This window comes from Spirosoma aureum (assembly GCF_011604685.1).
GTDB lineage: Bacteria > Bacteroidota > Bacteroidia > Cytophagales > Spirosomataceae > Spirosoma > Spirosoma aureum.
Genome location: NZ_CP050063.1, coordinates 8,856,530 through 8,882,396 on the forward strand (window position 1 = coordinate 8,856,530; position 25,867 = coordinate 8,882,396).

The window sequence follows — 25,867 nt, forward strand, 5'->3', positions numbered from 1 at the left end:
TGATCTTGAAAAAACGATGGTTATTCTGTATCTTTGGAAGATGTTCGGGCTAAGGTTCAATGGCAACTAAATGTGTCTATTGGTTTTATCGCTACATTTGCGCCGATATTTTCAATTCATTGTATGAACGCAACCTACCTCCCGGCCGACTATCTGCCGGTGCTAATCCAGCTTGGTTTGGCCCTTGGTTTCATCGTCACAACGATGCTTGTAACCCACTCAATTGGCCCCAAGCGTCATAGTCAAAAAAAGGACGATCCCTTTGAGTGTGGGATTCCTGTTCATGGTGATGCCCGTACCCCAATTTCCATCAAGTATTTCCTGATTGCTATCCTGTTCGTATTGTTCGATGTGGAAGTAATCTTTTTGTACCCATGGGCAGTAAATTTTAAAGGACTGGGTTTAACCGGTTTTATCGAAATGGTGCTGTTTATGGGCTTATTACTGGCGGGTTTCTATTACATCATCCGTAAGGGTGTTCTGAATTGGGAATAGGCCTCAACAAATGAATTTTCGAGCATATTTATTCGTTGTTATACTAAGCAAATACAACGTATCTTATGGCAACTGACATTAAGCTGGCCGAAGCACCCGCGAGTTACGATGGACCGGGATTTTCCGCCACTTCATTCGATAAAATTATTGGATTGGCTCGGGCAAATTCACTCTGGCCACTTCCATTTGCAACTTCCTGTTGTGGCATTGAGTTCATGTCAACCATGGCCTCAACCTTCGATCTGGCTCGCTTCGGGTCGGAGCGACCAAGTTTTTCACCTCGCCAGGCCGATATGCTATTGGTAGCCGGAACAATTGCTAAAAAGATGGGACCGGTTGTTAAGCAGGTGTATCTGCAAATGGCCGAACCACGCTGGGTAATTGCTATTGGAGCCTGTGCGTCAAGTGGTGGCATTTTCGATACGTATAGCGTGTTGCAAGGCATCGACCGCATAATTCCTGTCGATGTGTATGTACCGGGTTGTCCCCCTCGCCCCGAGCAGATTCTGGATGGCGTGATGCAGGTGCAGGAACTCGCCAAGAACGAATCGCTGCGTCGTCGAAATACTGAAGAGTATCAGAAACTGCTGAATTCGTATAGCATACAATAAATAGTAAATGAGTGAATGGGTGAACAAGCAACCAGCTTCTTTTTACTCATTCACTCATTCGCTCGTTCACTCATTCACTAATTGAAGATGCTGACCAACGAAGAAGTTGCGCAGACCATTATTAATCAGTTTGGCGAGGCTGTCAGTGATTTTGATGATCCGTATGACCTGCTAACCTTTTCGACTACTCGGGAAACGATTATCCCGCTGATCACTTACCTAAAAGACCATCAGACATTTCAGGTTGGTTTTTTGACTGATATAACCGGCATACATTACCCGGATTCAGTGGGTAAAGAGTTTTGTGTAGTCTATCATCTACACAGTCTGACCAACAACTTCCGGTTGCGTGTCAAAGTCTTTCTGTCAGCAGATGATCTTCACATTCCGACTGCGAGTCCCGTTTTCGCTAGTGCAAACTGGATGGAACGCGAAACCTTCGACTTTTTTGGGATTATTTTCGATGGACACCCTGATTTGCGCCGAATCCTGAACATGGAGGAAATGGATTATTTCCCGATGCGCAAAGAATATCCACTCGAAGACGCCACCCGCGAAGATAAAATTGACGCATTGTTTGGACGATAAATACTGGCGAAAGAGCGAATGCGTAAATACGCATTTACTCTTTCTCTCTTTTACTCTTTAAGAAATGGTTTCTGAAGATCTCGATATAGCCAACAAAAACCTGCCTGCCGAACAGGGTCCGGTTCAGTATGTTAATGAACTGACTACGCTCAATCTCGGTCCAACCCACCCAGCTACGCATGGTATTTTCCAGAACGTCCTTCAGATGGACGGGGAGAAAATTGTATCGAGCGAGCAGACGATCGGGTATATCCACCGGGCTTTCGAGAAAATTGCCGAGCGTCGCCCGTTCTACCAGATTACAACGCTTACCGATCGGATGAACTACTGTTCGTCGCCCATTAACAACATGGGTTGGCACATGACAGTCGAAAAATTACTGGGCATCGACATACCGAAACGAGCCCAATACATCCGCGTCATTCTGATGGAATTGGCCCGGATTGCTGATCACGTCGTTTGTAATGGCATTTTAGGTGTTGATACAGGAGCTTTTACTGGCTTTTTGTATATCTATCAGGAGCGTGAAAACATTTACGAAATTTACGAAGAGATCTGTGGAGCTCGTTTAACAACTAATATGGGTCGAATTGGTGGCATGGAGCGAGACCTCTCTCCTACTGCCATCCGTAAGATTAAAGAGCTGCTGGTACGTTTCCCCAAAATATTACGCGAGTTTGAAAATCTGTTTAATCGCAACCGGATTTTCATGGATCGCGTCATAAACGTTGGGTCAATTTCGGCAGAACGCGCCCTCAGCTATGGCTTTACTGGCCCAAACCTACGAGCCGCTGGTGTTGATTACGACGTTCGTGTTATGAACCCGTATTCATCCTATCAGGACTTTGAGTTTGACATTCCTGTCGGACAAAGTGGCGATACCTATGACCGGTTCATGGTTCGGAATGAAGAAATGTGGCAAAGTCTTCGGATTATTCAGCAGGCGATGGACAACCTGCCTGAGGGTCCTTATTATGCCGACGCTCCTCAATATTACTTACCGCCAAAGCAGGAAGTCTATAAAAACATGGAAGCCCTCATCTATCACTTCAAGATTGTGATGGGCGAGATCGATGCACCCGTTGGTGAAGTTTATCACGCTGTTGAGGGCGGTAACGGCGAACTTGGCTTCTATCTGATCAGCGATGGAGGTCGCGCACCATACCGCCTACACTTCCGTCGTCCATGTTTTATCTATTACCAGGCTTACCCGGAAATGTGTAAAGGCCTCACGCTATCTGATGCCATTGTCATTATGAGTAGTATGAATGTCATTGCAGGTGAGTTAGATGCATAGTACAGTTTTCAGTTTATGAGCACGACTGTTGAAAATAAACCGGTGGTTTTTACCCCAGAGCGTTTAACGAAAGCGCAGGAAATTATTGCCAATTATCCTGAAGGGCGGCAGAAGTCAGCGCTATTGCCGCTGCTTCATCTGCTACAGGAGCAGGAAGGCTGGACCAGTCCCGAAGGTATGGACTACGTAGCCCGGCTGCTTGGCATCCAGCCAATTGAGGTTTATGAGGTAGCAACATTCTACACCATGTACCACATTGACCCGGTCGGTAAGCATGTTATTGAGTATTGTCGTACAGGTCCATGTTGCCTGATGGGTGGCGAAGAGGTGTATGCCCATCTGAAACAACGCCTTGGTATCGACACTGGCCAGACAACCGTCGACGGACAGTTTACGCTCAAAGAAGTTGAGTGCCTTGCCGCCTGTGGAATGGGCCCAGTGTTTCAGATTCGTGAAAAATACTATATGAATTTGACGAACGAGCGTGTAGACGAGATCATTGACGAGTTGTCGAAGTAACCCATGGCTACCAAAATACTGACCGAACATATTAACGTTCCCGGCATCGAAACCTTCGATGTATACCGGAAACAGGGCGGCTATACGGCCGTTGAGAAAGCACTTAAAACAATGACCCCCGAAGCCATTGTTGAAGAAGTGAAAAAAGCGGGCGTACGTGGCCGTGGTGGCGCTGGTTTCCCGATGGGTATGAAATGGAGCTTTCTGGCCAAGCCGGAGGGCGTTCCGCGGTATCTTGTCTGCAACGCCGACGAATCGGAGCCCGGAACGTTCAAAGACCATTACCTGATGAAACACATTCCTCACTTATTGATTGAAGGAATGATTGTTTCATCATTTGCGCTCGGAGCCAATAAGTCGTTCATCTATGTTCGGGGTGAACTGATGTACGTTATCCGCATTCTCGAAAAAGCCATTGCCGAAGCAAAAGCAAAAGGTTTTTTGGGTAAAAATATTTTAGGTACGGGCTATGACCTCGAACTGGTCGTACAACCAGGTGGTGGAGCCTACATTTGTGGTGAAGAAACAGCCCTGCTCGAATCGCTCGAAGGCAAACGGGGTAATCCGCGGAACAAGCCGCCCTTTCCGGCGGTCAAGGGTTTATATCAATGCCCGACCGTAGTCAATAACGTAGAATCGATTGCAACCGCAGCGTGGATTGTCAATAACGGTGGGGATGCTTATGCCGCCATCGGCATTGGCAGAAGTACGGGTACAAAATTAATTTCAGCATCAGGTCATATTAACAAGCCGGGCGTTTACGAAATTGAATTGGGTGTTCCGGTCGAGGATTTTATTTATGCCGATGAATGGTGTGGTGGAATTCGGCCAGGCCATAAATTCAAAGCACTGGTAGCCGGTGGTTCTTCTGTTCCCATTTTACCCGCTAATCTGGCTCTAACGCTCGCCAACGGCGATAAGCGACTGATGACTTATGAGTCGCTGTCGGATGGTGGATTTGCGACGGGTACAATGCTGGGTTCCGGTGGTTTTATCGTCTTCGATGAAACATCCTGCATTGTTCGTAATACCTGGAATTTCTCCCGCTTCTATCACCACGAGTCCTGCGGTCAGTGTAGTCCCTGCCGCGAGGGTACGGGCTGGATGGAGAAAGTTCTGCACCGGATTGAATATGGGCACGGCCATCAGCAGGATATTGACCTGCTGGTCGATGTAGCCAAGAAAATAGAAGGGAATACCATTTGCCCGCTTGGCGATGCGGCCGCCTGGCCTGTTGCCAGCGCGATCCGGCATTTCCGTGATGAGTTCCAATGGCATATTGACAATCCTTCAGAAGCAACTCAGCCCGGCGCTGTTTATCGGGGCGATATGGCTCTGGTATAAATCTAGTGCGGCTGAAAAGCTGCAAACCAATTAATACTGAGCGGTTTTCGGCCGCAATACTGATATATGGAAGACGTAAAGCCGCAACTGTTGAAAGTCACTATCGACGGAATCGAAGTCGAGGTGGAACCGGGAACGACCATTTTGCAGGCCGCCCGCAAGATCGGCCCGGATGTGGCTCCTCCTGCCATGTGCTACTATCAGCCATTGAAAGGTAGTGGCGGTAAATGCCGGGCTTGTCTGGTTCGGGTGGCAGCGGGTTCTGCTAAAGATCCACGACCCATGCCTAAACTAGTGGCGTCGTGTCTGACGGCGGTACAGGACGGAATGGTTGTTGAAAATACCACGAATCCGCAGGTCATTGATGCGCGGAACGGAATCGTTGAGTTTTTACTCCTGAACCACCCGCTCGACTGTCCGGTATGCGATCAGGCAGGCGAATGTGATCTCCAGAACTTTGCCTTCGATCACGGTAAGGTTACGACACGTTACGAAGAGGATCGCCGGACGTTCGAGAAACACGACATTGGGCCCTTCATACAGCTTCACATGACGCGTTGCATTCTATGCTACCGTTGTGTTTATACTGCCGACCAGATTACCGAAAAACGCGTTCATGGTGTATTAGGGCGTGGTGATGCTTCTGAAATTGGAACTTACATCGAGAAAGCCATTGACAATGATTTCTCGGGTAATGTTATCGATGTTTGCCCGGTAGGTGCGCTGACGGATAAAACGTACCGGTTCAAGAATCGCGTATGGTTCTCGAAACCTGTCGATGCTCACCGCGACTGCCCAACCTGCTCAGGGAAAGTAACGCTCTGGTATCGGGGTGAAGAGGTGATTCGCGTAACGGCCCGCAAAAACGAGTGGAACGAGGTAACGGAGTTTATCTGCAATACCTGCCGCTTCGAAACCAAAAAAACCAGCGACTGGACGATTGAAGGGCCGACAAAAATCTCACGCAGTTCTGTAATTTCGGCCAATAAGTACCGGGCTGACACCATAAAGCCAAGTTTCGGTCAACGGCTGGCAGCGGCAGAGTATAAGCCCATTGATGATGAGCGCGATACGTCGCAATTGACAATTCAACAATTACCACCCGAGCGTTTTGCGAAGTTGCCATCGGCAATGGAACCCGAACCTTGAGTAGTTTATAGTTAACTAGTTTACGGTTCTCCTAATTGGTATTTGCCAGTAAGTATAACCGAAAACTATAAACCGAAACGTTCACCAATGGACCTAACCATATTAATCGTTAAAGGAATCATTATCCTCGTTATTTTCGGGATAACGCTCCTCATTGCGACCTACTCCACTTACGCCGAGCGTAAGGTGGCCGCATTTCTGCAAGACCGCATCGGCCCCAATCGTGCGGGACCCTGGGGCCTGCTTCAGCCAATTGCCGATGCTGGAAAGATGTTCTTCAAAGAAGATTTCATTCCATCGCAGGCTAGCAAATGGCTATTTATCCTGGGACCATGCCTGGCTATGTTAACAGCCCTGATGTCGAGTTCGGTTATTCCATTTGCCGATAGTATCAGGTTCGCCTGGAATAAAGTAAACTACGAAATTCCGGTACAAGCCATCGAAATTAACATTGGTGTGTTGTACATTTTTGGCGTCGTGTCGCTGGGTGTTTATGGCATTATGGTTGGAGGCTGGGCTTCGAACAACAAGTTTTCGCTATTGGGCGCTATTCGGGCAGCCTCTCAGAACATTAGCTACGAGATTGCGCTGGGTCTGTCGATGATTGCTATTTTGATGATGACGGGTTCATTGTCGGTTCGGGCGATCGTTGCCGAGCAAGCCAGTTTCTTCGAGTGGAACGTGTTTACCCAGCCACTCGGCTTTGTTATCTTCCTGACCTGCGCCTTTGCTGAATGTAACCGTACACCATTCGACCTGCCCGAGTGCGAAACGGAGCTTGTTGGCGGCTACCATACTGAATATAGCTCCATGAAACTTGGCTTTTATCTGTTTGCTGAGTACATCAACATGTTCGTTTCATCCGCGTTCATCTCGGCGCTCTATTTCGGTGGTTTCCATTATCCATTTATGAACGAAGTAGGATCAGCGTTAGAAAAATCACTGGGAGCTATAGCTGGTCATAACCTGGCAACGGCAATCCAGTTTGTTGTTTTCTTCGGGAAGATCTTCTTCTTCATCTTCTTTTTCATGTGGGTTCGCTGGACACTACCACGGTTCCGTTACGACCAACTGATGAACCTGGGCTGGAAGACATTCATTCCGCTCTCCATCCTGAATGTTGTCGTAACTGGCGCAGGTTTGCTGTATAACTTTAAGTATGCAACCTGGCTTATCGCCATTGTGATGATCGTTTTGGCAGTAATGTCTACTGCCCGTGCGCCGAAACAAGCAGTTATTCCACAACGGTCTTAATAGTTTATGGTTTTCAGTTTTCAGTGTAGCCGATGGTTCATCACTGAAAACTGAAAATCGAAAACGGACAAAACATGCAACTAACCAATCGCTCCAAACAAGTCAGCAATAAGGAAATGACGCTGGCGGAGAAGATGTATCTGCCTGCCGTTGTTGGTGGACTGGCCATCACAATTCGTCACTTTTTCCGGAAAAAGCCGACGATTCAATACCCGGAGGTAAAAAAATACCTCGGCCCCGTTTACCGCGGGCATCATATTCTGAAGCGCGACGAGCAGGGCCGTGAACGCTGTACAGCTTGCGGTTTATGCGCCGTTGCCTGCCCAGCCGAAGCCATCTCGATGGTAGCTGCCGAGCGTAAAAAGGGAGAAGAAAACCTGTATCGTGAAGAGAAATACGCAGCTGTTTACGAAATCAACATGCTACGTTGCATCTTCTGCGGCCTATGCGAAGAAGCGTGTCCCAAACAGGCTGTTTACCTCCGTCACGATCGAATGGTGCCTGTTTTTCAGGAGCGCGACGAAGTGATTTATGGAAAAGAGCGGCTCGTCGAAAAGATGGATGACCGCTATATTCGGGTTGCTAACTCAGAAGTGAAAGCCACGCCAACAGAACCTAGCCTGACGCGGGCTGCTACCTAGCCAATCATCTCCACCATCGTTCTTCATTCACCTGAACTATGACAGAATTTATAAATTTCTTTAAAGCCCTTACTCCTACTGGCTATCTGTTCCTGCTTCTGACAGCCATTACACTGTTTAGTGCAATTGGCGTTGTAACAGCTCGGAATCCGATCTACAGCGTTCTGGCACTGATTGCCACGTTTTTTTGCCTGTCAGGCCATTACATTTTGTTGAATGCCCAATTTCTGGCAGCGGTCAACATTATCGTGTATGCGGGTGCGATTATGGTCTTGTTTCTGTTCACCATCATGTTCCTGAACCTACGGAAGGATGACGAAGAATCGAAGACGAATCTCACTAAGATGGCTTCCGTTGTTGTAGGCGGTTTACTAATGGTGATGCTCATTACTATTTTCCGGGCTAAAAGCGCACAGGTCCCTACCGTTAATCCGGTGTCATTTAGTGCTAAAACGGGCCTGGTCGAGAACTTGGGCAACCTTCTTTATAGCGATTATATTCTGCCCTTCGAATTGGCGTCGGTCCTGTTTCTGGTCGCTATGGTTGGCGCCGTTATGCTGGGCAAGCGCGAAGCAGGCGACCGACATTTCTAGCCTTACAGGTCTACTTTCAGGGTTTATACGATTTATCGAATTTGATTTTAATAGCCGCTTAGAAAGCGGCTATTTTTATGAAAGGTAAGTGTGCTTAAAAAGTATATTATTCGATCATTTAACTTCCTGAAACGTACATAGCCACATATAGCTCCTTAACTTCAAAGCCGGGCAATTGCTCACTATATACTTTTAACCTATGCTTCGCTTCAGCTGCCTTTTTATTCTTTTCGGAATCGGTACTTCATTTGCCCAAAAGCCACTACTAACCGACTCCATTTTGGTAGAAGGTCATTATCGAACCTTCCATTTCCTTAAACCGCCGAAACCCAATTCAACATTAATTTTTGTGCTGCATGGTTCGGGAGGAGACGGGTTGGGCATTCAAAAAGGAGCCGGCAAACTGGAGGAAAAATCAGATACTGAAAACCTCTTGCTTGTCTATCCAGACGGCTACAAACGTTACTGGAATGAATGTAGAAAAACGGCTAATTCGGCGGCTAACCTGGAGAATATCGACGAAAATACTTTCTTCGGAGAAATGATCACCTATTTCGATGCGAAATACAAAATCAATGCAAAGCAGATTTTTGCCATAGGCACATCGGGAGGTGGCCATATGGCCTATAAGCTTGCTCTAACCATGCCCGAAAAGTTTCGGGCCATATCCGCGCTGATCGCGAACCTTCCGGACACAAACAATCTGGATTGCCCCGAGAAACGAGTTCCGATTCCCGTCATGATTGTCAACGGCACCGACGACAAAGTTAATCCCTACAATGGTGGAGAGGTTATTACCGGAACGATTAGCCTGGGCCTCGTTCGATCCACCGACCGCACGTTCAGTTACTGGGCCTCCCTCGCAGGCTATCAGAATAAACCACTAAAGGAAACCCTTCCTGACACTGACCCAGCCGATGGAAAAACGATTGAGCGGTATACCTACAAATTAAAGGGCAAACCCGAAATCACGCTGCTAAAAGTCCTTGGAGGCAAACATGACTACCCCAACGATATAAATGTTTATCTCGAATCCTGGAATTTCTTTAAACGGCAACTGATTCCCTGAGGCCACTTTTCGTAGTTCAACAGGCCAGTGCATTTTCTAAAAAACTCCACCTAATGTGTGCAGCAGAAAACAATAGTGCGTTCAGGCCAACCGTCTAACCGGCAACATTAATTTATAGTCAATCAGGTAGTATGCTTGCATAATAATTTTTGTTCAGGCTGTAATTATTCCCGTAAAAATTGAGTTATTGCAGTGAGTTTCCTGCTTAACCAGTAATCAACAGTCTGTTTTATGGACGCATACATTGTAGCCGGATATCGTACTGCCGTGAGTAAAGCCCCACGCGGAGGTCTCCGTTTCACTCGCCCCGACGATCTGGCGGCTGAAGTCATTAAGCATTTAATCAGTCAGGTTCCTAATTTTGATCCTGCCCGCGTTGAAGACCTTATCGTTGGAAACGCCGTACCCGAAGCTGAGCAGGGCATGCAGATCGCCCGTTATATTGCCTTATTATCGCTGCCAAACAGTGTGCCGGGTATGACCATCAATCGCTATTGCGGTTCTGGACTTGAAGCCATCGCTATTGCATCCGCCAAGATTCATGCTGGTCTGGCAGACTGCATCATAGCCGGTGGTACTGAGTCAATGTCACTTGTCCCGGTAATGGGCTGGAAAACAGCCTTGAATTACGAAATCGCGAAGGCACATCCTGACTATTATATTGGTATGGGTTTAACGGCCGAGCAGGTTGCTCAGCAGTTTAAGATTAGCCGTGACGCACAGGATGAATTCGCCCTTGAATCCCATCAAAAAGCGCTGGCCGCTCAGAAAGACGGAAAGTTTGCGGATGAGATTGTTCCAATTAAGGTGAGCGAAACCTATTTCGACTCAGAAAGCAATAAAAAGAAAACCCGCGAATGGACCGTTGCTCAGGACGAAGGGCCACGCAAGGATACCAGTGCCGAAGGACTGGCGAGATTGAAACCTGTTTTCACCGCAGGCGGATCGGTAACGGCGGGTAATTCATCGCAGACTTCAGACGGAGCAGCTTTTGTCATCGTTATGTCGGAGCGGCTTGTCAATGAATTGAACCTGCAACCCATTGCCCGAATGGTTTCCTATGCCACGGCCGGTGTTGAGCCCCGCATTATGGGTATTGGTCCTGTAGCGGCCATCCCGATCGCCTTGCAAAAGGCAGGGCTGAAGCAGGATGACATTGAGCTGATTGAGCTAAATGAGGCTTTTGCAGCCCAGTCTCTGGCAGTTATTCAGGAATTAGGCCTGGACCGAAGTAAGATTAATCCGAACGGCGGAGCCATTGCGCTTGGGCATGCACTTGGTTCGACAGGTGCCCGGCTATCCGTGCAATTGCTGAACGAAATGCGCCGTCGCAATCAAAAATACGGTATGGTCTCCGCCTGCGTAGGCGGAGGACAAGGGGTTGCTGGTATTTTCGAGCGCCTGAATTAACTCGTCATATTACGCTAAATAGCTAGAAACCTGGCCAATGAACATCCCGAAAGTTCACAACTTTCGGGATGTTTTCGTTTAAGCGTATTTCTATTTGCAAATTATTATTAGTATGCTTGCATACTACTTTTTAAATGATTTTCTTTGTTTAAGAATTAGTATGCACGCATAATAACCTCCTTTCGATATGATTTCGACAGAACCCAAAGCCTCCATTAAAGGTGGCGAATTTCTGATCAAAGAAACTGAAGCGGCACACGTTTTTATTCCTGAAGAATTTACTGAAGAACAACAGATGATTGCCGCCAGCAGTCGCGAATTTCTGGAACGCGAAATCTGGCCTCGCCTGAATGAAATTGATAATGCCAAGTCGCCCGAGCTGATTTCATCGCTGATGGACAAGGCAGGTGAACTGGGCTTACTCGGAACATCCGTACCTGAGGAGTTTGGTGGTTTCGGCATGAACTTTAACACGTCTATGCTGGTAGCCGAAGTGACGGGCGCAGGTCATTCGTTCTCGGTCGCGTTATCAGCCCACACCGGTATTGGTACCTTGCCGATCGTTTACTACGGCAACGACGATCAAAAATCGAAGTATTTACCCAAGCTGGCAACGGGCGAATGGAAAGCGGCTTACTGCCTGACGGAACCAGACTCAGGCTCAGACGCCAATTCGGGTAAAATGAAAGCTACGTTGACTGAAGACGGTAAATTCTACGTGCTGAACGGTCAGAAAATGTGGATTACCAACGGAGGTTTTGCGGACCTGTATATTGTTTTCGCCAAAATAGACGATGGCAGTGGCCAAACCGATAAAAACCTGTCCGCATTTATTGTCGAGCGCGCCTATGAAGGCATTACGATGAATGAACCGGAGCACAAGATGGGGATTAAAGGTTCTGACACCCGTCAGATCTTCTTCAACGATGTGAAAGTGCCCGTTGAAAACCTGCTATCTGAACGTGGTAACGGTTTCAAAATCGCCGTAAATATTCTGAATATTGGTCGGATTAAACTGGGAATTGCCGCTGTTGGTGGTTCAAAAGAAGTCATTAATCACGCCATTCGGTACGCAAACGAGCGGAAGCAATTCAAAACGCCAATTTCGCAGTTTGGGGCTATTAAGCACAAATTGGCAGAAATGGCACTGAAAGTATATGCTTCCGAGACAGCCAGTTATCGTGCCGGACAGAATATTGATGACCTGATCGAAGATTTTAAAAGTCAGGGTCTGGAAGATGGTCCGGCTAAGTTGAAAGCCCTGGAACAATTTGCCATCGAATGTGCCATCATGAAAGTACACGGCTCCGAAGTACTCGACTACGTTGTCGATGAAGGAGTACAGGTATATGGCGGGATGGGCTATTCAGCCGATGCGCCGATGGATCGCTCCTACCGCGATGCTCGTATCAATCGAATCTTCGAAGGAACCAACGAGATTAACCGGATGCTGGTTGTTGACATGCTGTTAAAGCGTGCCATGAAAGGTGAACTTGATTTAATGGGTCCGGCTATGGCTGTAGCTAAAGAGATCATGTCGATTCCGGATTTCAACTCGGAGGAAGAAGAAGGACTTTTCGTTGCCGAGAAAAAAGTACTTCGAAATCTGAAAAAAGCAGCCCTCATGGTAGCTGGTGCTGCCGTACAGAAATTCATGATGAACCTATCGAACGAGCAGGAAATTCTGATGAATGTTGCCGATATGGCCATCGAAATTTATGTGGCCGAATCGGTACTGCTACGCGTTGAAAAGCTCATTGGCATCAAAGGTGAAGATGCAGTTGCCTTACAAAAGCAAATGGCAACGATCTATTTGCACGAAGCTGTCGAGAAAGTAAATAATGCCGGACGAGCAGCGATCACTTCCTTTGCTGAAGGCGATGAACTACGTGGAATGTTGATGGGATTGAAACGGTTCACTAAAATCGAGCCGATGAATCTCAAGGATGCCCGTCGTCAGATTGCCGATGCGATCATTGCCCAGAACAAATATATTTTCTGATCGGGAAACCAACTGTCAGATTTGATGGGTAAAGAACCTCACTTCGAAATAAGTGAGGTTCTTTTGTTTAGGTAGATAACTTTCGAGGGTGTCTTTTCTAATTGAGTTACATAAAATCAACTCAGTTATGCAACCAACCTCCCTTTCGCGTAGAAACTTCCTGGCGGGCCTCGGCGCATCGGCTCTTGCACTACCCGCTCTGACCGATGTGTTCGGCAATCCGATTCAGTCTGATTCACCAAATCAGGGCAGAAAATTAGGCATTGCCTTAGTTGGACTGGGGTATTATAGCAAAAACCTATTAGCGCCAGCGTTGCAGCAAACCCAAAATTGTCGGCTGGCAGGTATTGTAACAGGTACTCCTTCAAAAGTTGAAGAATGGAAACAGAAGTATAACATTCCACAAGCGAATGTGTACGACTATAAAACATTCGATCGCATCGCCGACAACAAAGACATCGATGTCGTGTATGTTGTGTTGCCTAATTCAATGCACGAGGAATTTGTTGTTCGGGCAGCTCAGGCGGGCAAACACGTCATTTGTGAGAAGCCTATGGCCATTACGCCCAAAGCGTGTCAGAACATGATAGACGCCTGTAAAAAGGCAAATAAGCAACTGGCCATCGGTTATCGCCTTCACTATGAACCATTTACAAAAGAAGTAATGCGACTTGGCCAGGAGAAAGTTTTTGGTCCTGTCAAATTCGTGGAAAGTAGCGATGGTTTTCGGAGTGGTGACCCCAATCAGTGGCGTTTAAAGAAAAGTATGGCTGGTGGTGGTCCTCTGATGGATGTAGGCATCTACGCCATACAAGGAGCGCGCTACGTAACGGGTGAGGAACCAATTTCAGTGACAGCCCAGTTTGCGCCTAAAACGGATCCACAAAAGTTTAAGGATGTTGAAGAAGCAATGTTCTGGCAGTTTCAATTTCCAAGTGGGGCAATGTCCAATTCGACAACCAGCTATGCAGCCGGTGTGGAACGGCTTTACGCTTCCTGCGAAAAAGGATGGTTTGAATTAGCCCCTGCGTTTGGTTACGGACCACTCAAAGGCCGCACAAGTAAAGGCCCCATTGAGCAACCCGTTGTCAATCATCAGGCTGCACATATGGATGGTGTGTGTAAAGATTTACTGGATGGCAAAAACCTACCCGATCACATTACTGGTGAAGAGGGACTGCGGGATGTCAAGTTGTTAGAGGCCATTTATCAGGCAGCAGAAACCGGCCGAAAAATTCAATTAAAATCGTAGTAATCAACTTATTAATCAATAAACACCAAAGCTATCAATAAGGCCAGAGTAAACACGGCCTTATTGATAGCTTTGGTGTTTATTGAGCCACCGTGTGCGGTTATCCAATGGCTTTCCTCGGACTGAATCAACATGAAAATAGCCGCGCCATGGTGGATTCGTATTGCCCGTTTTCGTCCTCACCGTGTCGGTTTTTAGAAACCAATGCTACGTCACTGGATCACCTGCTTGACAGACGAATTCACCTCGGAAAACTTACTTTCCCCATCGACACGGTTGGCACGCCCTGCCGGTCGCCAAAGGAGGTTGTCCCCCCAGCAAGACTCTCATTCGCCAGTACGGCAAACAATACGGCTTCTTTAGCATCGCCATTGATGCCTAGCTTGTTAGTCGAGTCGAACTGGCAACCCGGCAACAATTTTTGGATCGCTCCGGTTAGCATCGGGTTATGCATACCTCCACCACTCATATAGATGTGCGTTTCGTCTTCGTGTATAACGCGTCGGATGGCACTGCCAATCGTGATGGCACTAAACTGAACAAGTGTTGCCATCAGGTCGGCAGATGACAGATCGGACGTCTGACTTCTGGTCTGTGCTTCTTGCACGTAAGCCACATTGAAGACTTCCGGACCAGTGGTTTTAGGAAAAGGTGCGTCAAAAAATGGATTATTTTTGAGCGAATTGAGTAAAGCATCATTCACCTTGCCACTGGCAGCAAGCTGGCCGTCTTCATCGTATGGCTTATTCAACAACCGTCGGGCGTAGGCATCCAGAAGCGTATTACCAGGCCCTGTATCGGTCGTGAATACTTTACTGGCATCCTCATCAGCAGGTAGGTAGGTAAAATTAGCAATACCGCCCATGTTGAGCAGGATTCGGTTCTCACCCTTTTTAGAAAACATAAAATAATCGCCGTAAACAGCCAATGGCGCTCCTTCTCCGCCCATTGCTACGTGCTTCTGTCGAAAGTCGCTAAATGTGATAATACCCGTAGTAGCCGCTATATGGTCTCCATCACCAATCTGAAGCGTGGCATTGGGAAACCTATCATGCCGGTGCTGACTTCTGGGGGCATGATAAACTGTTTGGCCATGACTGGCGACGATATCAACGGCATCTGGTTCAATTTCCCACGCATGCAGGCAATCAAGAATCAGTTGGCCGTGTAGCCGACCGATATAAGGGTTCAATAAACACAACCGCTCGAAGTCAATTTCACGTTTGGCAAAGATGGTTCGAATCTCCTCTTTAAAATCGTCGTTATAGGGTATGGTCGTAAAACGGTCGAGCACAACTGCTGTAGCGGGTCCACTACCTGAAATTCGGCACAGAGCAATATCGAGTCCGTCGAGCGAAGTACCAGACATTAAACCAATAATCCGACGTTCGGGTTTTGTAGCAATATCATAGAGATGTTGAATCTGCGGGTTCATACAAGTTTGTGATTTATAATCTATAGTTTATGGTTGTAATTGCCCGGATCTTGTAGCGTACCAGTTTTTTTACTGATTACAGCGAAAATCCGAAAACCATTAACCGGAAACCGAAAGTAAGCATGAATTTCTGGGGTGACGAACAATTTTCCTTTTTTGAAAGCATTCTGTTTTCGGCGCTTGGCCAGCCGGTAGAGGTCATAGAAACCCAATTTTTGTCTGGGGGTGATATCAACACGGCTGCGCAGGTATTTTCTTCGGAAGGTGTTTTTTTCATTAAATGGAATCATACCGACCAGCAGGATATGTTCGAAACTGAAGCCCGTGGTCTTGATTTACTCCGCCAAACCGACGCCCTGCACATACCGCAGGTAATTGGGTATGGTCAACAGCTCGATAAATCGTACCTGATTCTTGAATACATCGATCCAGGCTCACCCGCTAAAAATTATTGGGAATCGCTGGGTCAGGCATTGGCGGTGATGCATTCTCATACACAAACCAAATTCGGCTTAAATTTCAGTAACTACATTGGCTCACTACCCCAGACCAACACACTTACGGTTAATGGGGCCGATTTCTTTTTTGAGCAACGCTTGCTCCCTCAGGCCGGTCTGGCGCTGTATAAAGGCTTACTATCAAAAACGGCCTACGACGCTCTATTTCGATTGCAGGCTCGTTTGCCCGAATTAATTCCTAATGAGCGCCCTGCCCTCCTTCATGGCGATTTATGGTCGGGAAATGTGATGGTGACCGAGGCCGGTCAACCCGCATTAATTGACCCATCGGTCTACTATGGTTTCCGCGAAGCCGAGTTGGCTTTTACTAAATTATTTGGCGGATTTGCCCAACGCTTCTACGAAGCATATGACGAGGCTTTCCCACTTTTGGACGGTTTCAATGACCGGGTGGCTATCTATAATCTTTATCCATTGCTGGTCCATGTGAATCTGTTTGGCTCCGGATACGTTAGCGGTGTGGAGCGTGTGTTAAATCAGTTTTAAACTTACTCAATTGCATGTCTCCGCACCAGTGGCCTCTAGGCGCTGGTTAACTACACAGTCGTCATTCACTAGTTTGGCGATCATAACACCGATAGCACCTTGCTGTTGGCTATACTACATGGAAATTACGTCTTTCGAGCAATTTGAGCTTAACCGACAGTTGCTCAATGCGATTGCCGATCTCGGTTATACAGAACCAACACCCATTCAGCAGAAGACCATTCCGCTGAGTTTGGGCAATCATGATGTACTGGGCATTGCGCAGACGGGTACCGGCAAAACAGCAGCTTACCTGTTACCCCTGCTCATGAAAATAAAATACGCACAAGGTACAGTTCCGCGTGCGCTCATTCTGGCCCCTACCCGCGAACTCGTGATGCAGATCAACGAAGCAGTAAGCGAATTGGGAAAGTACACTGACTTGCGGCACCTTGCTTTGTATGGCGGGCTTGGCCCTAAAACGCAGATTGAGACCCTTCGCAAAGGGGTCGATTTGCTTGTAGCAACTCCTGGTCGCTTTATGGACCTGTACCGAATGGGCGAAATTGTCACGAAAGATATTCGGACAATGATTCTCGATGAAGCTGACAAGATGATGGATATGGGCTTTATGCCCCAAATTCGATCCATTCTCGAAGTGATACCAACAAAGCGCCAAAACCTCTTATTTTCAGCTACATTCGGCGGGCGCGTAGAACGGCTTTCGTCAGAATTTCTGGAAGCTCCGATCAAGATAGAAGTAACACCTCAGGCTTCAACGGCCGAAATGGTGAATCAGGTACTCTATGAAGTGCCAAACTTCCGGACGAAGATCAACCTGCTTGATTATCTGATCAATAAAGATGCTTTTCAACGGGTTATCATCTTCGCCCGCTCAAAAACTACCGCTGAAAATATTTATAAGTTTCTGGCACGGAAAGTGGTCGAAACTGATAAGATTCGGGTCATTCACGCTAACAAGGGCCAGAATACACGAATTAATTCGATGGAGGCCTTCAAAGAAGGAAATATTCAGGTGCTGGTTGCCACGGATGTGGCTTCAAGGGGAATTGATGTAATCGAAGTAAGTCACGTTATTAATTTCGATGTTCCACTTATTTACGAAGATTACGTTCACCGAATTGGACGAACAGGGCGCGCGAATCATACCGGTGAAGCGATCACATTTATGACAATTGCGGAGGAATATCACATACAGAAGATTGAAAAGATCATTCGTATGACCATTCCCCGGCAACCTTTACCGGGCCTGGTTGAGGTTGTTGAAACGCCTTTCGACGAACAGCAGGCTATGTTGCGCGAAATTGACGAGCAACGTCGGAAAGAAGATCCAACCTTTTTGGGCGCCTTCCACGAAAAAAAAGGGAAAAATACGCCTAGTGGAAAAGATCGATTAAAGGCAAAATCTAAAATGACGGGTGCCAAGAAACCCGCATCACGAGCCGCAGGGCCACGTTCTGGCGCATCGGTGCGTAAATCAGGGGGGGCAACTGGTGGAACAAAACGCCCGGGGGCACGGGGAGGCCGTCGGTAGTATCAAAACAATGTACTAACTTGGATTCCCCATTCGTTTTACCGTAATACCAGCAGTGTGTTAGTTAGTATGAACGTCCGGATGAATCTGGTGCAGTGGAGTTTGGTAATGGTGCCATTTATATCGTTGGCTCAACCCAAACAGCTTATAACGTCGGCGCGGCCCAATACTGCCCGTACGGTAAGCAGCACAGCAACTGTAACTGAACGGCAGCAGTCAAAAGCTGAAATTACTACGGATAATGCCGCGTCAGAAGCAACTGGCGATGTGAATACGTTGCCTCTTTTCGGCGAACGGGCTAAAACAGCCGTGCAGATCGATCAGGAAATTCACTTTCTGAACGATTGTGACCGAAATTTTGCCAGTCGGTCCGAAGCCAGTGATTTTTTTGCTGCCCGTGGCTGGGACTACATCACCAGTGGTCAACTGGATACGGCTGCCCATCGCTTCAATTTGTCCTGGTTGCTCAATGACCGAAATGCGGATGCCTATTGGGGACTGGGTGTCGTCTGCTATCAGAAGGAAAATCTCACTGATGCCATTCGAATGCTTAAGAAAGGCTTAGCTGTAGAAGATACGAATACAGTGCTGATGACCGACCTGGCAACTGTGCAGATTAAACAGTTTCAGGAAAAAGCTGAACAGGATGTTCTGATGGAAGCTGAACAGAATCTGCAAAAATCACTGGCGATCGGGCCGGCCAATGCGGTATCTTTCCAGAAGCTTTCTTTAGTGAACTTCCTGAAAGCCGATTACGAAAAGGCCTGGGAATATTTTCATCAGGCACGTAGTCTTGATCTTTCTGTGCTGGATCTTAATTTTTTAAACGAACTGCTGACCAAACGTCCTGACCCAAAAGGCGTATTTAAGTAGCAATTACCCGCCCCTAATTTTCCGTTTCTTCTTCCTGGATTACTTTTTCCTTGGCACGCTCGAAGGTTACTTTCCCTTTTTCGTCCCACTCGCTGATTGTATACGGCTCAAAATCAGTATCCCACTGATCGCTGGCATATTGAGAAAGCTTTTTGCGCATTCGGCGTCCGCTTGGACTAATTGGATAAAACTCCGTCCAGCGGCCAATTTTTACACCGTTGTCATATTTGCCTTCTTCAGCGAGTAACCCGTTCTCGTGAAAAGCCATGTAGGTGCCCTTAATTTTACCATACTCGACGGGTATAATTTCTTTCACCTTCCTGTGAGTCGAGTCGTAAAATGTTATTCTCGATTCAGCAGGAATGCCTTTGTCCCAGTGACTTTTATCAGTAAGCATAAAGTGGGAATCATATTTTTCCCATCGGCCGTTTTTCATGCCAGCATAATAGTAACCCTCTTCTATCAAATCGCCGTTCTGGTATCGCTTATAGGGGCCATGCAATAACAACCCGTTGCCTTCATCCTTTATTATTGAGCTCGAAACCCGGCCACTCCGCTGATAATAGCGGTATACATCGCGCACATAGGGCAGCGGTTTGGCAGCATCATTATCTTTCAGTATGTGAAACTCCTCAACAATAGTCCGGTCGCCACTCCCGATTTTAGTATAGGCTTTAATCATGGTTAAGCCTTCATATTCATTTTTCGATACCTTTTTCTTGTCTTTTTTCTCCGACTTTAGCTTCTTTAACTGTTTTATTTTTAAGCCAAGGTCAGGCATGGCATCAGAAACCAGTGCTTCTTTATCACCCTTCAGTTTAGATAGATATTCTTCTTTCTTCTCTTTGAGCGCCGACATGGATGGCAGGCCAAGTGATGAAGTGACTGACGAAAACGACGTACCTGGCGATCCTGAAGGAGCCAGTACTGGTTTCGCAGCCGTTGTCAGTGAAGCCGGTTGCGAAGTTTGAACCTGCGCAAACGATGTTCCTATTTTAAAAAATAAGACAACAACAAGAAAACGTTTAAATAATAAAACGAACATAATCAGGACAAACGATTGATGCCTTAAGTTTGTTAAGTTTGCAACGCTTGGTTATATAGTATTATTTTGTAAATCCATTACCGGACTATCCGGCATTCGTATATAAACAAAGATCGTGGAAAAAAAGGCTCGCATTTACGTTGCCGGACACCGGGGGATGGTCGGTTCAGCTATTGTTCGCAAGTTACATGCCGAAGGGTATGAAAATATAATTACCCGCACGTCATCTCAATTAGATCTACGAAATCAGGCGGCTGTAGCCAGTTTTTTCGCCGAAGAAAAGCCCGATTTCGTGTTTCTGGCAGCTGCCAAAGTTGGGGGCATTATGGCCAATAACATTTATCGTGCTGAGTTTCTTTACGATAACCTGTTAATTGAGTCGAACATTATTCATAGTGCCTACGAAACAGGGGTTACCAAGTTGCTATTTCTGGGTTCGTCGTGTATCTACCCCAAAATGGCTCCGCAACCACTCAAAGAAGAGTATTTGCTGAGCGGTTTTCTGGAACCGACCAATGAACCTTATGCCATCGCCAAAATTACAGGTATTAAACTCTGTGAAGCTTACAGAAGTCAGTATGGCTGTAATTTTATTTCAGCTATGCCAACAAATTTATATGGCCCCAATGATAACTACGACTTACAGGGATCGCACGTATTGCCAGCTCTGATTCGTAAGTTCCATGAAGCCAAAATCAATGATCAGCCATCGGTCGAAGTTTGGGGTACAGGCTCACCAAAACGTGAATTCCTCCATGCCGATGACCTTGCCGACGCTTGCTTTTACCTGATGGAGCATTATAACGATGAGCTGTTTGTGAACATAGGTACGGGCGAAGACGTAACCATCCGTGAACTGGCCGAAATGGTCAAAGAAACGGTTGGCTTTGAAGGCGAGTTACGCTGGAATACTGATAAACCGGATGGCACTCCACGTAAACTCATGGATGTTTCGCGGCTTCACGCGATGGGCTGGAAACATACAACCGAGCTTCGCGAAGGAATAGAGCGTACCTATCAGGATTTTCTGGCGAACGAGGTTCTGTACGTCGAGTAGACTAATTTATATTTAGTAGCCGGTCTGATGTCTCAAACCGGCTACTAAGTATTGCTACAGCTTGCTGGCCGGATTACCGAATACGGTCGTGTTGGCCCCAACGTTCTCTACGACCACTGAGCCCGCTCCAATGCGGGCATTCTTCCCGATGGTCACCCCGGCAATGATCGTCGCTCCTGTGCCAATAAAAGCCCCTTCTTCAACGATCACACCGCTGTTTATTATACTTCCCGTTCCAACCTGAACGTAGTCGCCAAGTTTAGCCTGGCTCTCGATAACGGCCCCCGATTGAATGATACAATGCTGGCCAACGCTGGCAAATGGGTTTACGACAGCTCGGGCAGCAATCAGGTTTCCGTGACCAATTGTTGCCATTCGTGATACAACTGCACTTTCATGAATGGCATTAACAGGCTGAACCTTACGCCGTTCGTTCAGCATCTTGACTAGCCGTTTACGAACACGTCCGTCACCAATCGCAACGAACGCTTCGCATTTCTGACCAATAAGCTTTAGAAAGCCATCGTCGTCGGTTTCGCCTAATACAGAGACTTCTCCGAATTCTTTGCCATGCAATTCTTTATTGTCATCCAGAAGGCCGTATACGACCACGTTATTACGCTGGAATAGATCTAAAGCGGTCAGGCCTAGGCTCCCGGCTCCGAAAATAAGCACTGGATTCTCCATTTATCGTATTGTATTAAGTCAATGTAAAGAACTATCCAATAAGGACATTAATGTTGGCAATTTGGTAACATTTGGATAAATCTTACTTCATACATGAAAGGTAAATTCGTCCATGAAATCAAGTACGCAGTTTCGCACAATCGTGCTCTCTGACATTCATCTTGGCACCGCTGGATCGAAAGCTAAAGAGGCTACCGAATTTCTGCGAAATTACTCCTGTCAGAAGCTTATTCTCAATGGTGATATCATTGATGGCTGGCAACTGAAACAGTATGGTACCTGGAAAAAGAAACATACTGCTTTTTTTAAAACGGTTTTAAAGCAAATCGTTCACTACGATACAAAAGTCATTTATCTACGCGGTAATCATGACGACTTTCTGGACCAGATAATGCCGCTTAAAGTGGGTAAGAATTTTTCGATACGCAAAGATTACACGCTCGCTTCCGGAACCAAAAAGTTTTACGTCACTCATGGTGATGTTTTTGACTCCATTACGTCGCAAATGAAATGGCTGGCTTATCTGGGCGATCTGGGCTATACATTTTTGCTTTGGGTCAATAAATTTTATAATCAATATCGCTCCTGGCGTGGCTTGCCGTATTACTCTCTTTCCCAACAGATTAAAGGACGAATTAAACAGGCTGTCAGCTATATCTCCGATTACGAACAAAAACTCACCGAATTAGCTCGGGCCCGAAACTGCGATGGCATTATCTGCGGACACATTCACCAGCCAGCCATCCACAACTTCGATGGTATCATTTATATGAACTCCGGCGACTGGGTCGAATCCCTTAGCGCCCTCGTTGAAGATCACGATGGTAACTGGAGCTTACTCTACTACACGTCGGATGTGGATGAAGACGAAGAAGAAAAGACTCTTACGAATGGCGCCAAAACAAGAATTGATCCAGTACTGAGTGTTCAGGCCGATTAACATCATACTCATGCGCGTTTTATTTTTAGTACAGGGAGAAGGACGAGGCCATTTAACCCAGGCATTATCACTGGCACAGATCCTGAATATAGCCGGCCATGAAGTCATAGGAGCGCTCGTGGGCGTCACAGCCGAAAGAGGTGTTCCAGCGTTTTTTAGTGATAAATTTACGGCACCAATCACACCAATATTCAGTCCTGGGCTGGTTTATAATGCGGGTACGAATGAACTCGAACCCGGTAAGACAACAATTCAGGCAATTCGGTATGCCCGCCCTTTCTGGCGTAGCCTAAAGCAGGTCCGGGATACGATTGAAACACAACGACCAGACGTAGTTGTCAATTTCTATGAAATGCTGGGAGGCTTAACCTATGCATTCCTTCGCCCCTCGGTGCCGATGATTTGTATTGCTCATCAGTACTTCGCTTTCCATTCCAATTTTCAGCGGCCAAAAGGTCAGTGGTTCTACCGGCAGGCGTTCAAATTAAACACTCGACTAACCTGTTTCAGAGCGCATGAATTACTAGCGTTATCGTTCGATAAACAGGCCGATGAACCGAGCCAGCGTATTCGCGTTGTTCCGCCACTGCTCCGCCAGGAAATCACGGATATGAAGCCATCAACGGGCGATTTTTTATTGGCCTATGTAACACAGCCCGGTTTGAAAGTTGAACTGATGAAAGCACATCAGCAACATCCTGAAGTCAGGATGGACGGCTTTCATTCGGGTGTGACCGTTCCTGACGAAGTGATTGATGATACATTAACCTACCATGCAATTGACGGAAAACGGTTTCTGGATTTTATGTCGCGCTGTAAGGCCATTGTGACAACAGCAGGTTTTGAGTCAGTATGTGAAGCGGCTTACCTGGGTAAGCCCGCACTTATGATTCCTCAACCAAATCATTTCGAGCAGTCCTGTAACGCAATCGATGGACAGCGGGCAGGTGTTGGCATTGCTTCTGACCGATTTGACCTCGACCAGTTATTAGATTATTTGCCCCGTTATGATGCTCAGGTCAGTGAGCGTTTTCGGGCGTGGCACGCGCAAGGCTATTTTCTATTTCTAGCGGCATTGAACCGGGCTATAGCACCTAAACGCAAATCGCACGGAGGGTTCTTCCGGACGCGGGTCAGGCATATTTTACGGTCATAACCGCTCATGCCTTATCAGGCCTTTCGCCAGGAGCCGTGCCACGGTTACTGCTACTAATGTGATAACCATGGCACGGCTCCTGGCGAAAGGCCTACTTATACAGAAATAACAAAGGGTCTGGATAAAGGAAGGGATATTCTATAGCGTTCAGCAATTTGTCCGGGCTGATAATTTTGTAATCGACCGGTTTTTCAGGCTCAACAAACGTTGGCAGATCATACCCAAAATCTGCGCAACTTTTGCGGTAGATTGCCTCGCGTGTAGGATGTATTGGAGCGACGGCGTTAAAAATCCCAGTGTTTTTTTGCAGAATTAACGCGTTTAAGATACCAACTGCATCGTCACGGTGCAGGTAATTAACCGGAACGGCCCCACTATCTACCGTTTTTCCGGCAATATATTTACCAGGAATTCGATCATAGCCCATCAATCCTCCACATCGGAGAATCGTTACGGACCGATCTGGTTCAAGTTCCTGTACCAACAGTTCAGCCATAACTAAAGCTGGAGCCGACGATTGTTCGGGTTCTGTTACATCGGTTTCCGTGACAACCCGGTTCAACTCAGGGTAAACAGACGTTGAGCTTACATAAATAACATGGTTTATTGACGATTGCCGAATGCTATCCACCAGATAACGTATCTGCTTTGGGTGAAAGTCATCACCCATTCGTGCCGCCTTGGGCGGTATATCAATAAGGAGTGTATCTGCCTGCAGCAATGTGGAAAGGTTGCCAACTGGCTCAGGATTTAGCTGCAATTGACTCGCATCTATTCCTTTCCGGCGCAATAAAACTGCCTTTTCAGCAGATGTAGTGCTTCCTTTTACGCGGTGACCTGCACTTACCAGTCGCTCAGCCAGAGGCAACCCTATCCATCCACAGCCAATTATCGAAACCGTTTCCTGATTCATTAAAACGTTATGCCAAAGCTCAATGTGCGCACGTCTGGACCTTTCCCTTCCTGGAAAACCGGATTTAGGTCATATTTAACAAATAGACTCGTGCGCACAATACCTATATGCCCAACTAAACCGTAGCGAAAATCATTCAGGTAAAAATTGGAATGTTCATGCTCTTTGTCGTTGCTCTGGCGCTTGATCTTTGTATAGCTATCCAGTCGGTAACCAATAAATCCACCCACACCCAGATGAAAAACCTTACGACCTGATCCGTTATAGAAGCTTATACGGGGCACAACCGGCAGTTGCAGAGCAAAAGTTGTTAGCTTGCTTTTTTTCAGTTGCTCTGGATATTGGTTGAATTCAACCTGCGCTGTCCCCTTCTGAGCTACCACATTATTTTCAAACATATAGTTGTTCCAGGACGCTTCAAGCGCATAGTACAGGCTAAACTTTGCCCGCTTACCATTTATCAATGTTGGTCGCTGTGAAAAAGCAACGGCAAAGTACCGTGAACCCAACGGCTTTAACGAATATAAATCACTTGGGTAAGCAGCAACCGCAGACTGATTTAGAAACGTATTGAGGCCAATCTGAAAATCGATGCCCCGCGACCATGAGTTGATACCCCGCCTGACTGTCGACCGTTTATAATCCCGGCGATTTCGTAAGGAATCAGATTGGGTCGTATCGCTGGTATTTATTACAATCGATACGCCATCTTTCTTCTTCGTAACTACCAATACAGTATCCTTCAAATACCGACCACCGTCCTGAGAAATCGCCGTTTCTCCACCCGGCACAGAATCGAGCTTCATGCTCATCTCACGGACAATCTTATTAAGATCATAGCTGGATAGTGCCTGTATTGAGGCTTTATCCGGCGCATAAATGACGAGTCGGGTACGGTTAGCAAACCGGATTACCAGCGAATCGGCCAGGTGTTCGGGGGCTGCCTGAACACTATACGATGCTATAAGTAAAATTGCCGAAGCAATCAGTCTCAGCATA

25 protein-coding genes are annotated in these 25,867 nt (G+C 46.9%); 20 read left to right on the plus strand and 5 right to left on the minus strand.

Features of this window, described 5'->3' with window-relative positions; genetic code table 11:
* The first annotated feature begins 123 nt into the window (after positions 1 to 123).
* From G8759_RS35435 to G8759_RS35500, 14 genes are all read left to right on the plus strand, one after another.
* Positions 124 to 495, plus strand: coding sequence for an NADH-quinone oxidoreductase subunit A (locus tag G8759_RS35435; protein WP_167218511.1), 372 nt, complete (start codon positions 124 to 126; stop codon positions 493 to 495).
* Positions 496 to 560: 65 nt separating this feature from the next.
* The gene (locus tag G8759_RS35440) at positions 561 to 1,106 is read left to right on the plus strand and encodes an NADH-quinone oxidoreductase subunit B (protein WP_162388844.1); all 546 of its coding nucleotides are present in this window, start codon (positions 561 to 563) and stop codon (positions 1,104 to 1,106) included.
* 87 nt (positions 1,107 to 1,193) lie between these two features.
* A complete protein-coding gene (locus G8759_RS35445) occupies positions 1,194 to 1,694 on the plus strand; it encodes an NADH-quinone oxidoreductase subunit C (RefSeq protein WP_167218513.1) in 501 nt (166 codons plus the stop codon).
* A 64-nt stretch (positions 1,695 to 1,758) separates the two neighbouring features.
* Entirely contained in the window at positions 1,759 to 2,991 is a 1,233-nt protein-coding gene (gene nuoD, locus G8759_RS35450) for an NADH dehydrogenase (quinone) subunit D (protein ID WP_167218515.1), read from the plus strand.
* Between the two features lie 15 nt (positions 2,992 to 3,006).
* The gene (gene nuoE, locus G8759_RS35455; protein WP_167218517.1) at positions 3,007 to 3,510 is read left to right on the plus strand and encodes an NADH-quinone oxidoreductase subunit NuoE; all 504 of its coding nucleotides are present in this window, start codon (positions 3,007 to 3,009) and stop codon (positions 3,508 to 3,510) included.
* 3 nt (positions 3,511 to 3,513) lie between these two features.
* Complete coding sequence (nuoF, locus tag G8759_RS35460; protein ID WP_167218519.1) at positions 3,514 to 4,854, plus strand: NADH-quinone oxidoreductase subunit NuoF; 1,341 nt, start codon at positions 3,514 to 3,516, stop codon at positions 4,852 to 4,854.
* Between the two features lie 66 nt (positions 4,855 to 4,920).
* Positions 4,921 to 6,003: a 2Fe-2S iron-sulfur cluster-binding protein gene (locus tag G8759_RS35465; RefSeq protein ID WP_167218521.1), complete on the plus strand. Its 1,083-nt coding sequence runs from the start codon at positions 4,921 to 4,923 to the stop codon at positions 6,001 to 6,003.
* A gap of 87 nt (positions 6,004 to 6,090) precedes the next feature.
* Positions 6,091 to 7,257 (plus strand): NADH-quinone oxidoreductase subunit NuoH, encoded by a 1,167-nt coding sequence (gene nuoH, locus G8759_RS35470; protein ID WP_167218523.1) that lies wholly within the window; start codon positions 6,091 to 6,093, stop codon positions 7,255 to 7,257.
* Between the two features lie 74 nt (positions 7,258 to 7,331).
* Positions 7,332 to 7,898, plus strand: coding sequence for a NuoI/complex I 23 kDa subunit family protein (locus G8759_RS35475; protein ID WP_167218525.1), 567 nt, complete (start codon positions 7,332 to 7,334; stop codon positions 7,896 to 7,898).
* Between the two features lie 38 nt (positions 7,899 to 7,936).
* Positions 7,937 to 8,491: an NADH-quinone oxidoreductase subunit J family protein gene (locus G8759_RS35480; protein WP_167218527.1), complete on the plus strand. Its 555-nt coding sequence runs from the start codon at positions 7,937 to 7,939 to the stop codon at positions 8,489 to 8,491.
* 199 nt (positions 8,492 to 8,690) lie between these two features.
* A complete protein-coding gene (locus tag G8759_RS35485; RefSeq protein WP_167218529.1) occupies positions 8,691 to 9,560 on the plus strand; it encodes an alpha/beta hydrolase family esterase in 870 nt (289 codons plus the stop codon).
* A gap of 231 nt (positions 9,561 to 9,791) precedes the next feature.
* Entirely contained in the window at positions 9,792 to 10,970 is a 1,179-nt protein-coding gene (locus G8759_RS35490; protein ID WP_167218531.1) for an acetyl-CoA C-acyltransferase, read from the plus strand.
* 187 nt (positions 10,971 to 11,157) lie between these two features.
* On the plus strand, positions 11,158 to 12,972 hold the full coding sequence (locus tag G8759_RS35495; RefSeq protein ID WP_167218533.1) for an acyl-CoA dehydrogenase family protein: 1,815 nt from the start codon (positions 11,158 to 11,160) through the stop codon (positions 12,970 to 12,972).
* Positions 12,973 to 13,099: 127 nt separating this feature from the next.
* Complete coding sequence (locus G8759_RS35500; protein WP_167218535.1) at positions 13,100 to 14,224, plus strand: Gfo/Idh/MocA family protein; 1,125 nt, start codon at positions 13,100 to 13,102, stop codon at positions 14,222 to 14,224.
* Between the two features lie 241 nt (positions 14,225 to 14,465).
* On the opposite strand, the gene G8759_RS35505 is transcribed toward G8759_RS35500, so the two are convergent.
* On the minus strand, positions 14,466 to 15,659 hold the full coding sequence (locus G8759_RS35505; protein WP_167218537.1) for an anhydro-N-acetylmuramic acid kinase: 1,194 nt from the start codon (positions 15,657 to 15,659) through the stop codon (positions 14,466 to 14,468).
* A gap of 122 nt (positions 15,660 to 15,781) precedes the next feature.
* Here G8759_RS35505 and G8759_RS35510 point away from each other — a divergent pair, with 122 nt between their 5' ends.
* From G8759_RS35510 to G8759_RS35520, 3 genes are all read left to right on the plus strand, one after another.
* Positions 15,782 to 16,663 carry a fructosamine kinase family protein gene (locus G8759_RS35510; protein ID WP_167218539.1) on the plus strand — a complete coding sequence of 294 codons (882 nt, stop codon included), beginning with the start codon at positions 15,782 to 15,784 and terminating at the stop codon, positions 16,661 to 16,663.
* Positions 16,664 to 16,781: 118 nt separating this feature from the next.
* Positions 16,782 to 18,197 (plus strand): DEAD/DEAH box helicase, encoded by a 1,416-nt coding sequence (locus tag G8759_RS35515; RefSeq protein WP_167218541.1) that lies wholly within the window; start codon positions 16,782 to 16,784, stop codon positions 18,195 to 18,197.
* Positions 18,198 to 18,266: 69 nt separating this feature from the next.
* Positions 18,267 to 19,070: a tetratricopeptide repeat protein gene (locus G8759_RS35520; RefSeq protein ID WP_167218543.1), complete on the plus strand. Its 804-nt coding sequence runs from the start codon at positions 18,267 to 18,269 to the stop codon at positions 19,068 to 19,070.
* Between the two features lie 13 nt (positions 19,071 to 19,083).
* On the opposite strand, the gene G8759_RS35525 is transcribed toward G8759_RS35520, so the two are convergent.
* Positions 19,084 to 20,115: a toxin-antitoxin system YwqK family antitoxin gene (locus G8759_RS35525; protein WP_232074076.1), complete on the minus strand. Its 1,032-nt coding sequence runs from the start codon at positions 20,113 to 20,115 to the stop codon at positions 19,084 to 19,086.
* A gap of 115 nt (positions 20,116 to 20,230) precedes the next feature.
* On the opposite strand from G8759_RS35525, the gene fcl reads away from it, so the two are divergent.
* On the plus strand, positions 20,231 to 21,172 hold the full coding sequence (gene fcl, locus G8759_RS35530; RefSeq protein ID WP_167218545.1) for a GDP-L-fucose synthase: 942 nt from the start codon (positions 20,231 to 20,233) through the stop codon (positions 21,170 to 21,172).
* Positions 21,173 to 21,226: 54 nt separating this feature from the next.
* On the opposite strand, the gene G8759_RS35535 is transcribed toward fcl, so the two are convergent.
* Entirely contained in the window at positions 21,227 to 21,859 is a 633-nt protein-coding gene (locus tag G8759_RS35535) for an acetyltransferase (RefSeq protein ID WP_167218547.1), read from the minus strand.
* A 112-nt stretch (positions 21,860 to 21,971) separates the two neighbouring features.
* On the opposite strand from G8759_RS35535, the gene G8759_RS35540 reads away from it, so the two are divergent.
* Positions 21,972 to 22,799 carry a UDP-2,3-diacylglucosamine diphosphatase gene (locus G8759_RS35540; protein ID WP_167218549.1) on the plus strand — a complete coding sequence of 276 codons (828 nt, stop codon included), beginning with the start codon at positions 21,972 to 21,974 and terminating at the stop codon, positions 22,797 to 22,799.
* Between the two features lie 10 nt (positions 22,800 to 22,809).
* Positions 22,810 to 23,955, plus strand: coding sequence for a glycosyltransferase family protein (locus tag G8759_RS35545; protein WP_167218551.1), 1,146 nt, complete (start codon positions 22,810 to 22,812; stop codon positions 23,953 to 23,955).
* A gap of 91 nt (positions 23,956 to 24,046) precedes the next feature.
* Here G8759_RS35545 and G8759_RS35550 read toward each other — a convergent pair whose 3' ends face one another.
* Both G8759_RS35550 and G8759_RS35555 read right to left on the minus strand, forming a co-directional pair.
* On the minus strand, positions 24,047 to 24,868 hold the full coding sequence (locus tag G8759_RS35550) for a Rossmann-fold NAD(P)-binding domain-containing protein (RefSeq protein WP_167218552.1): 822 nt from the start codon (positions 24,866 to 24,868) through the stop codon (positions 24,047 to 24,049).
* Positions 24,868 to 25,866 carry an outer membrane beta-barrel protein gene (locus G8759_RS35555; protein ID WP_232074077.1) on the minus strand — a complete coding sequence of 333 codons (999 nt, stop codon included), beginning with the start codon at positions 25,864 to 25,866 and terminating at the stop codon, positions 24,868 to 24,870. The genes G8759_RS35550 and G8759_RS35555 overlap by 1 nt, the downstream gene beginning before the upstream one ends.
* Position 25,867 lies beyond the last annotated feature (1 nt).

Excerpts from the sequence above, each read along its gene's own strand:
- G8759_RS35445 (WP_167218513.1), top strand. The coding sequence starts at position 1,194 with ATGCTGACCAACGAAGAAGTTGCGCAGACCATTATTAATCAGTTTGGC.
- G8759_RS35440 (WP_162388844.1), top strand. The coding sequence starts at position 561 with ATGGCAACTGACATTAAGCTGGCCGAAGCACCCGCGAGTTACGATGGA.
- G8759_RS35515 (WP_167218541.1), top strand. The coding sequence starts at position 16,782 with ATGGAAATTACGTCTTTCGAGCAATTTGAGCTTAACCGACAGTTGCTC.
- G8759_RS35535 (WP_167218547.1), bottom strand. The coding sequence starts at position 21,859 with ATGGAGAATCCAGTGCTTATTTTCGGAGCCGGGAGCCTAGGCCTGACC.
- nuoD (WP_167218515.1), top strand. The coding sequence starts at position 1,759 with ATGGTTTCTGAAGATCTCGATATAGCCAACAAAAACCTGCCTGCCGAA.
- G8759_RS35510 (WP_167218539.1), top strand. The coding sequence starts at position 15,782 with ATGAATTTCTGGGGTGACGAACAATTTTCCTTTTTTGAAAGCATTCTG.
- G8759_RS35475 (WP_167218525.1), top strand. The coding sequence starts at position 7,332 with ATGCAACTAACCAATCGCTCCAAACAAGTCAGCAATAAGGAAATGACG.
- G8759_RS35435 (WP_167218511.1), top strand. The coding sequence starts at position 124 with ATGAACGCAACCTACCTCCCGGCCGACTATCTGCCGGTGCTAATCCAG.
- G8759_RS35505 (WP_167218537.1), bottom strand. The coding sequence starts at position 15,659 with ATGAACCCGCAGATTCAACATCTCTATGATATTGCTACAAAACCCGAA.
- G8759_RS35495 (WP_167218533.1), top strand. The coding sequence starts at position 11,158 with ATGATTTCGACAGAACCCAAAGCCTCCATTAAAGGTGGCGAATTTCTG.
- nuoE (WP_167218517.1), top strand. The coding sequence starts at position 3,007 with ATGAGCACGACTGTTGAAAATAAACCGGTGGTTTTTACCCCAGAGCGT.
- nuoH (WP_167218523.1), top strand. The coding sequence starts at position 6,091 with ATGGACCTAACCATATTAATCGTTAAAGGAATCATTATCCTCGTTATT.
- G8759_RS35480 (WP_167218527.1), top strand. The coding sequence starts at position 7,937 with ATGACAGAATTTATAAATTTCTTTAAAGCCCTTACTCCTACTGGCTAT.
- G8759_RS35520 (WP_167218543.1), top strand. The coding sequence starts at position 18,267 with ATGAACGTCCGGATGAATCTGGTGCAGTGGAGTTTGGTAATGGTGCCA.
- G8759_RS35500 (WP_167218535.1), top strand. The coding sequence starts at position 13,100 with ATGCAACCAACCTCCCTTTCGCGTAGAAACTTCCTGGCGGGCCTCGGC.
- G8759_RS35540 (WP_167218549.1), top strand. The coding sequence starts at position 21,972 with ATGAAATCAAGTACGCAGTTTCGCACAATCGTGCTCTCTGACATTCAT.
- G8759_RS35550 (WP_167218552.1), bottom strand. The coding sequence starts at position 24,868 with ATGAATCAGGAAACGGTTTCGATAATTGGCTGTGGATGGATAGGGTTG.
- G8759_RS35555 (WP_232074077.1), bottom strand. The coding sequence starts at position 25,866 with ATGCTGAGACTGATTGCTTCGGCAATTTTACTTATAGCATCGTATAGT.
- nuoF (WP_167218519.1), top strand. The coding sequence starts at position 3,514 with ATGGCTACCAAAATACTGACCGAACATATTAACGTTCCCGGCATCGAA.
- G8759_RS35545 (WP_167218551.1), top strand. The coding sequence starts at position 22,810 with ATGCGCGTTTTATTTTTAGTACAGGGAGAAGGACGAGGCCATTTAACC.
- G8759_RS35490 (WP_167218531.1), top strand. The coding sequence starts at position 9,792 with ATGGACGCATACATTGTAGCCGGATATCGTACTGCCGTGAGTAAAGCC.
- G8759_RS35485 (WP_167218529.1), top strand. The coding sequence starts at position 8,691 with ATGCTTCGCTTCAGCTGCCTTTTTATTCTTTTCGGAATCGGTACTTCA.
- G8759_RS35465 (WP_167218521.1), top strand. The coding sequence starts at position 4,921 with ATGGAAGACGTAAAGCCGCAACTGTTGAAAGTCACTATCGACGGAATC.
- G8759_RS35525 (WP_232074076.1), bottom strand. The coding sequence starts at position 20,115 with ATGTTCGTTTTATTATTTAAACGTTTTCTTGTTGTTGTCTTATTTTTT.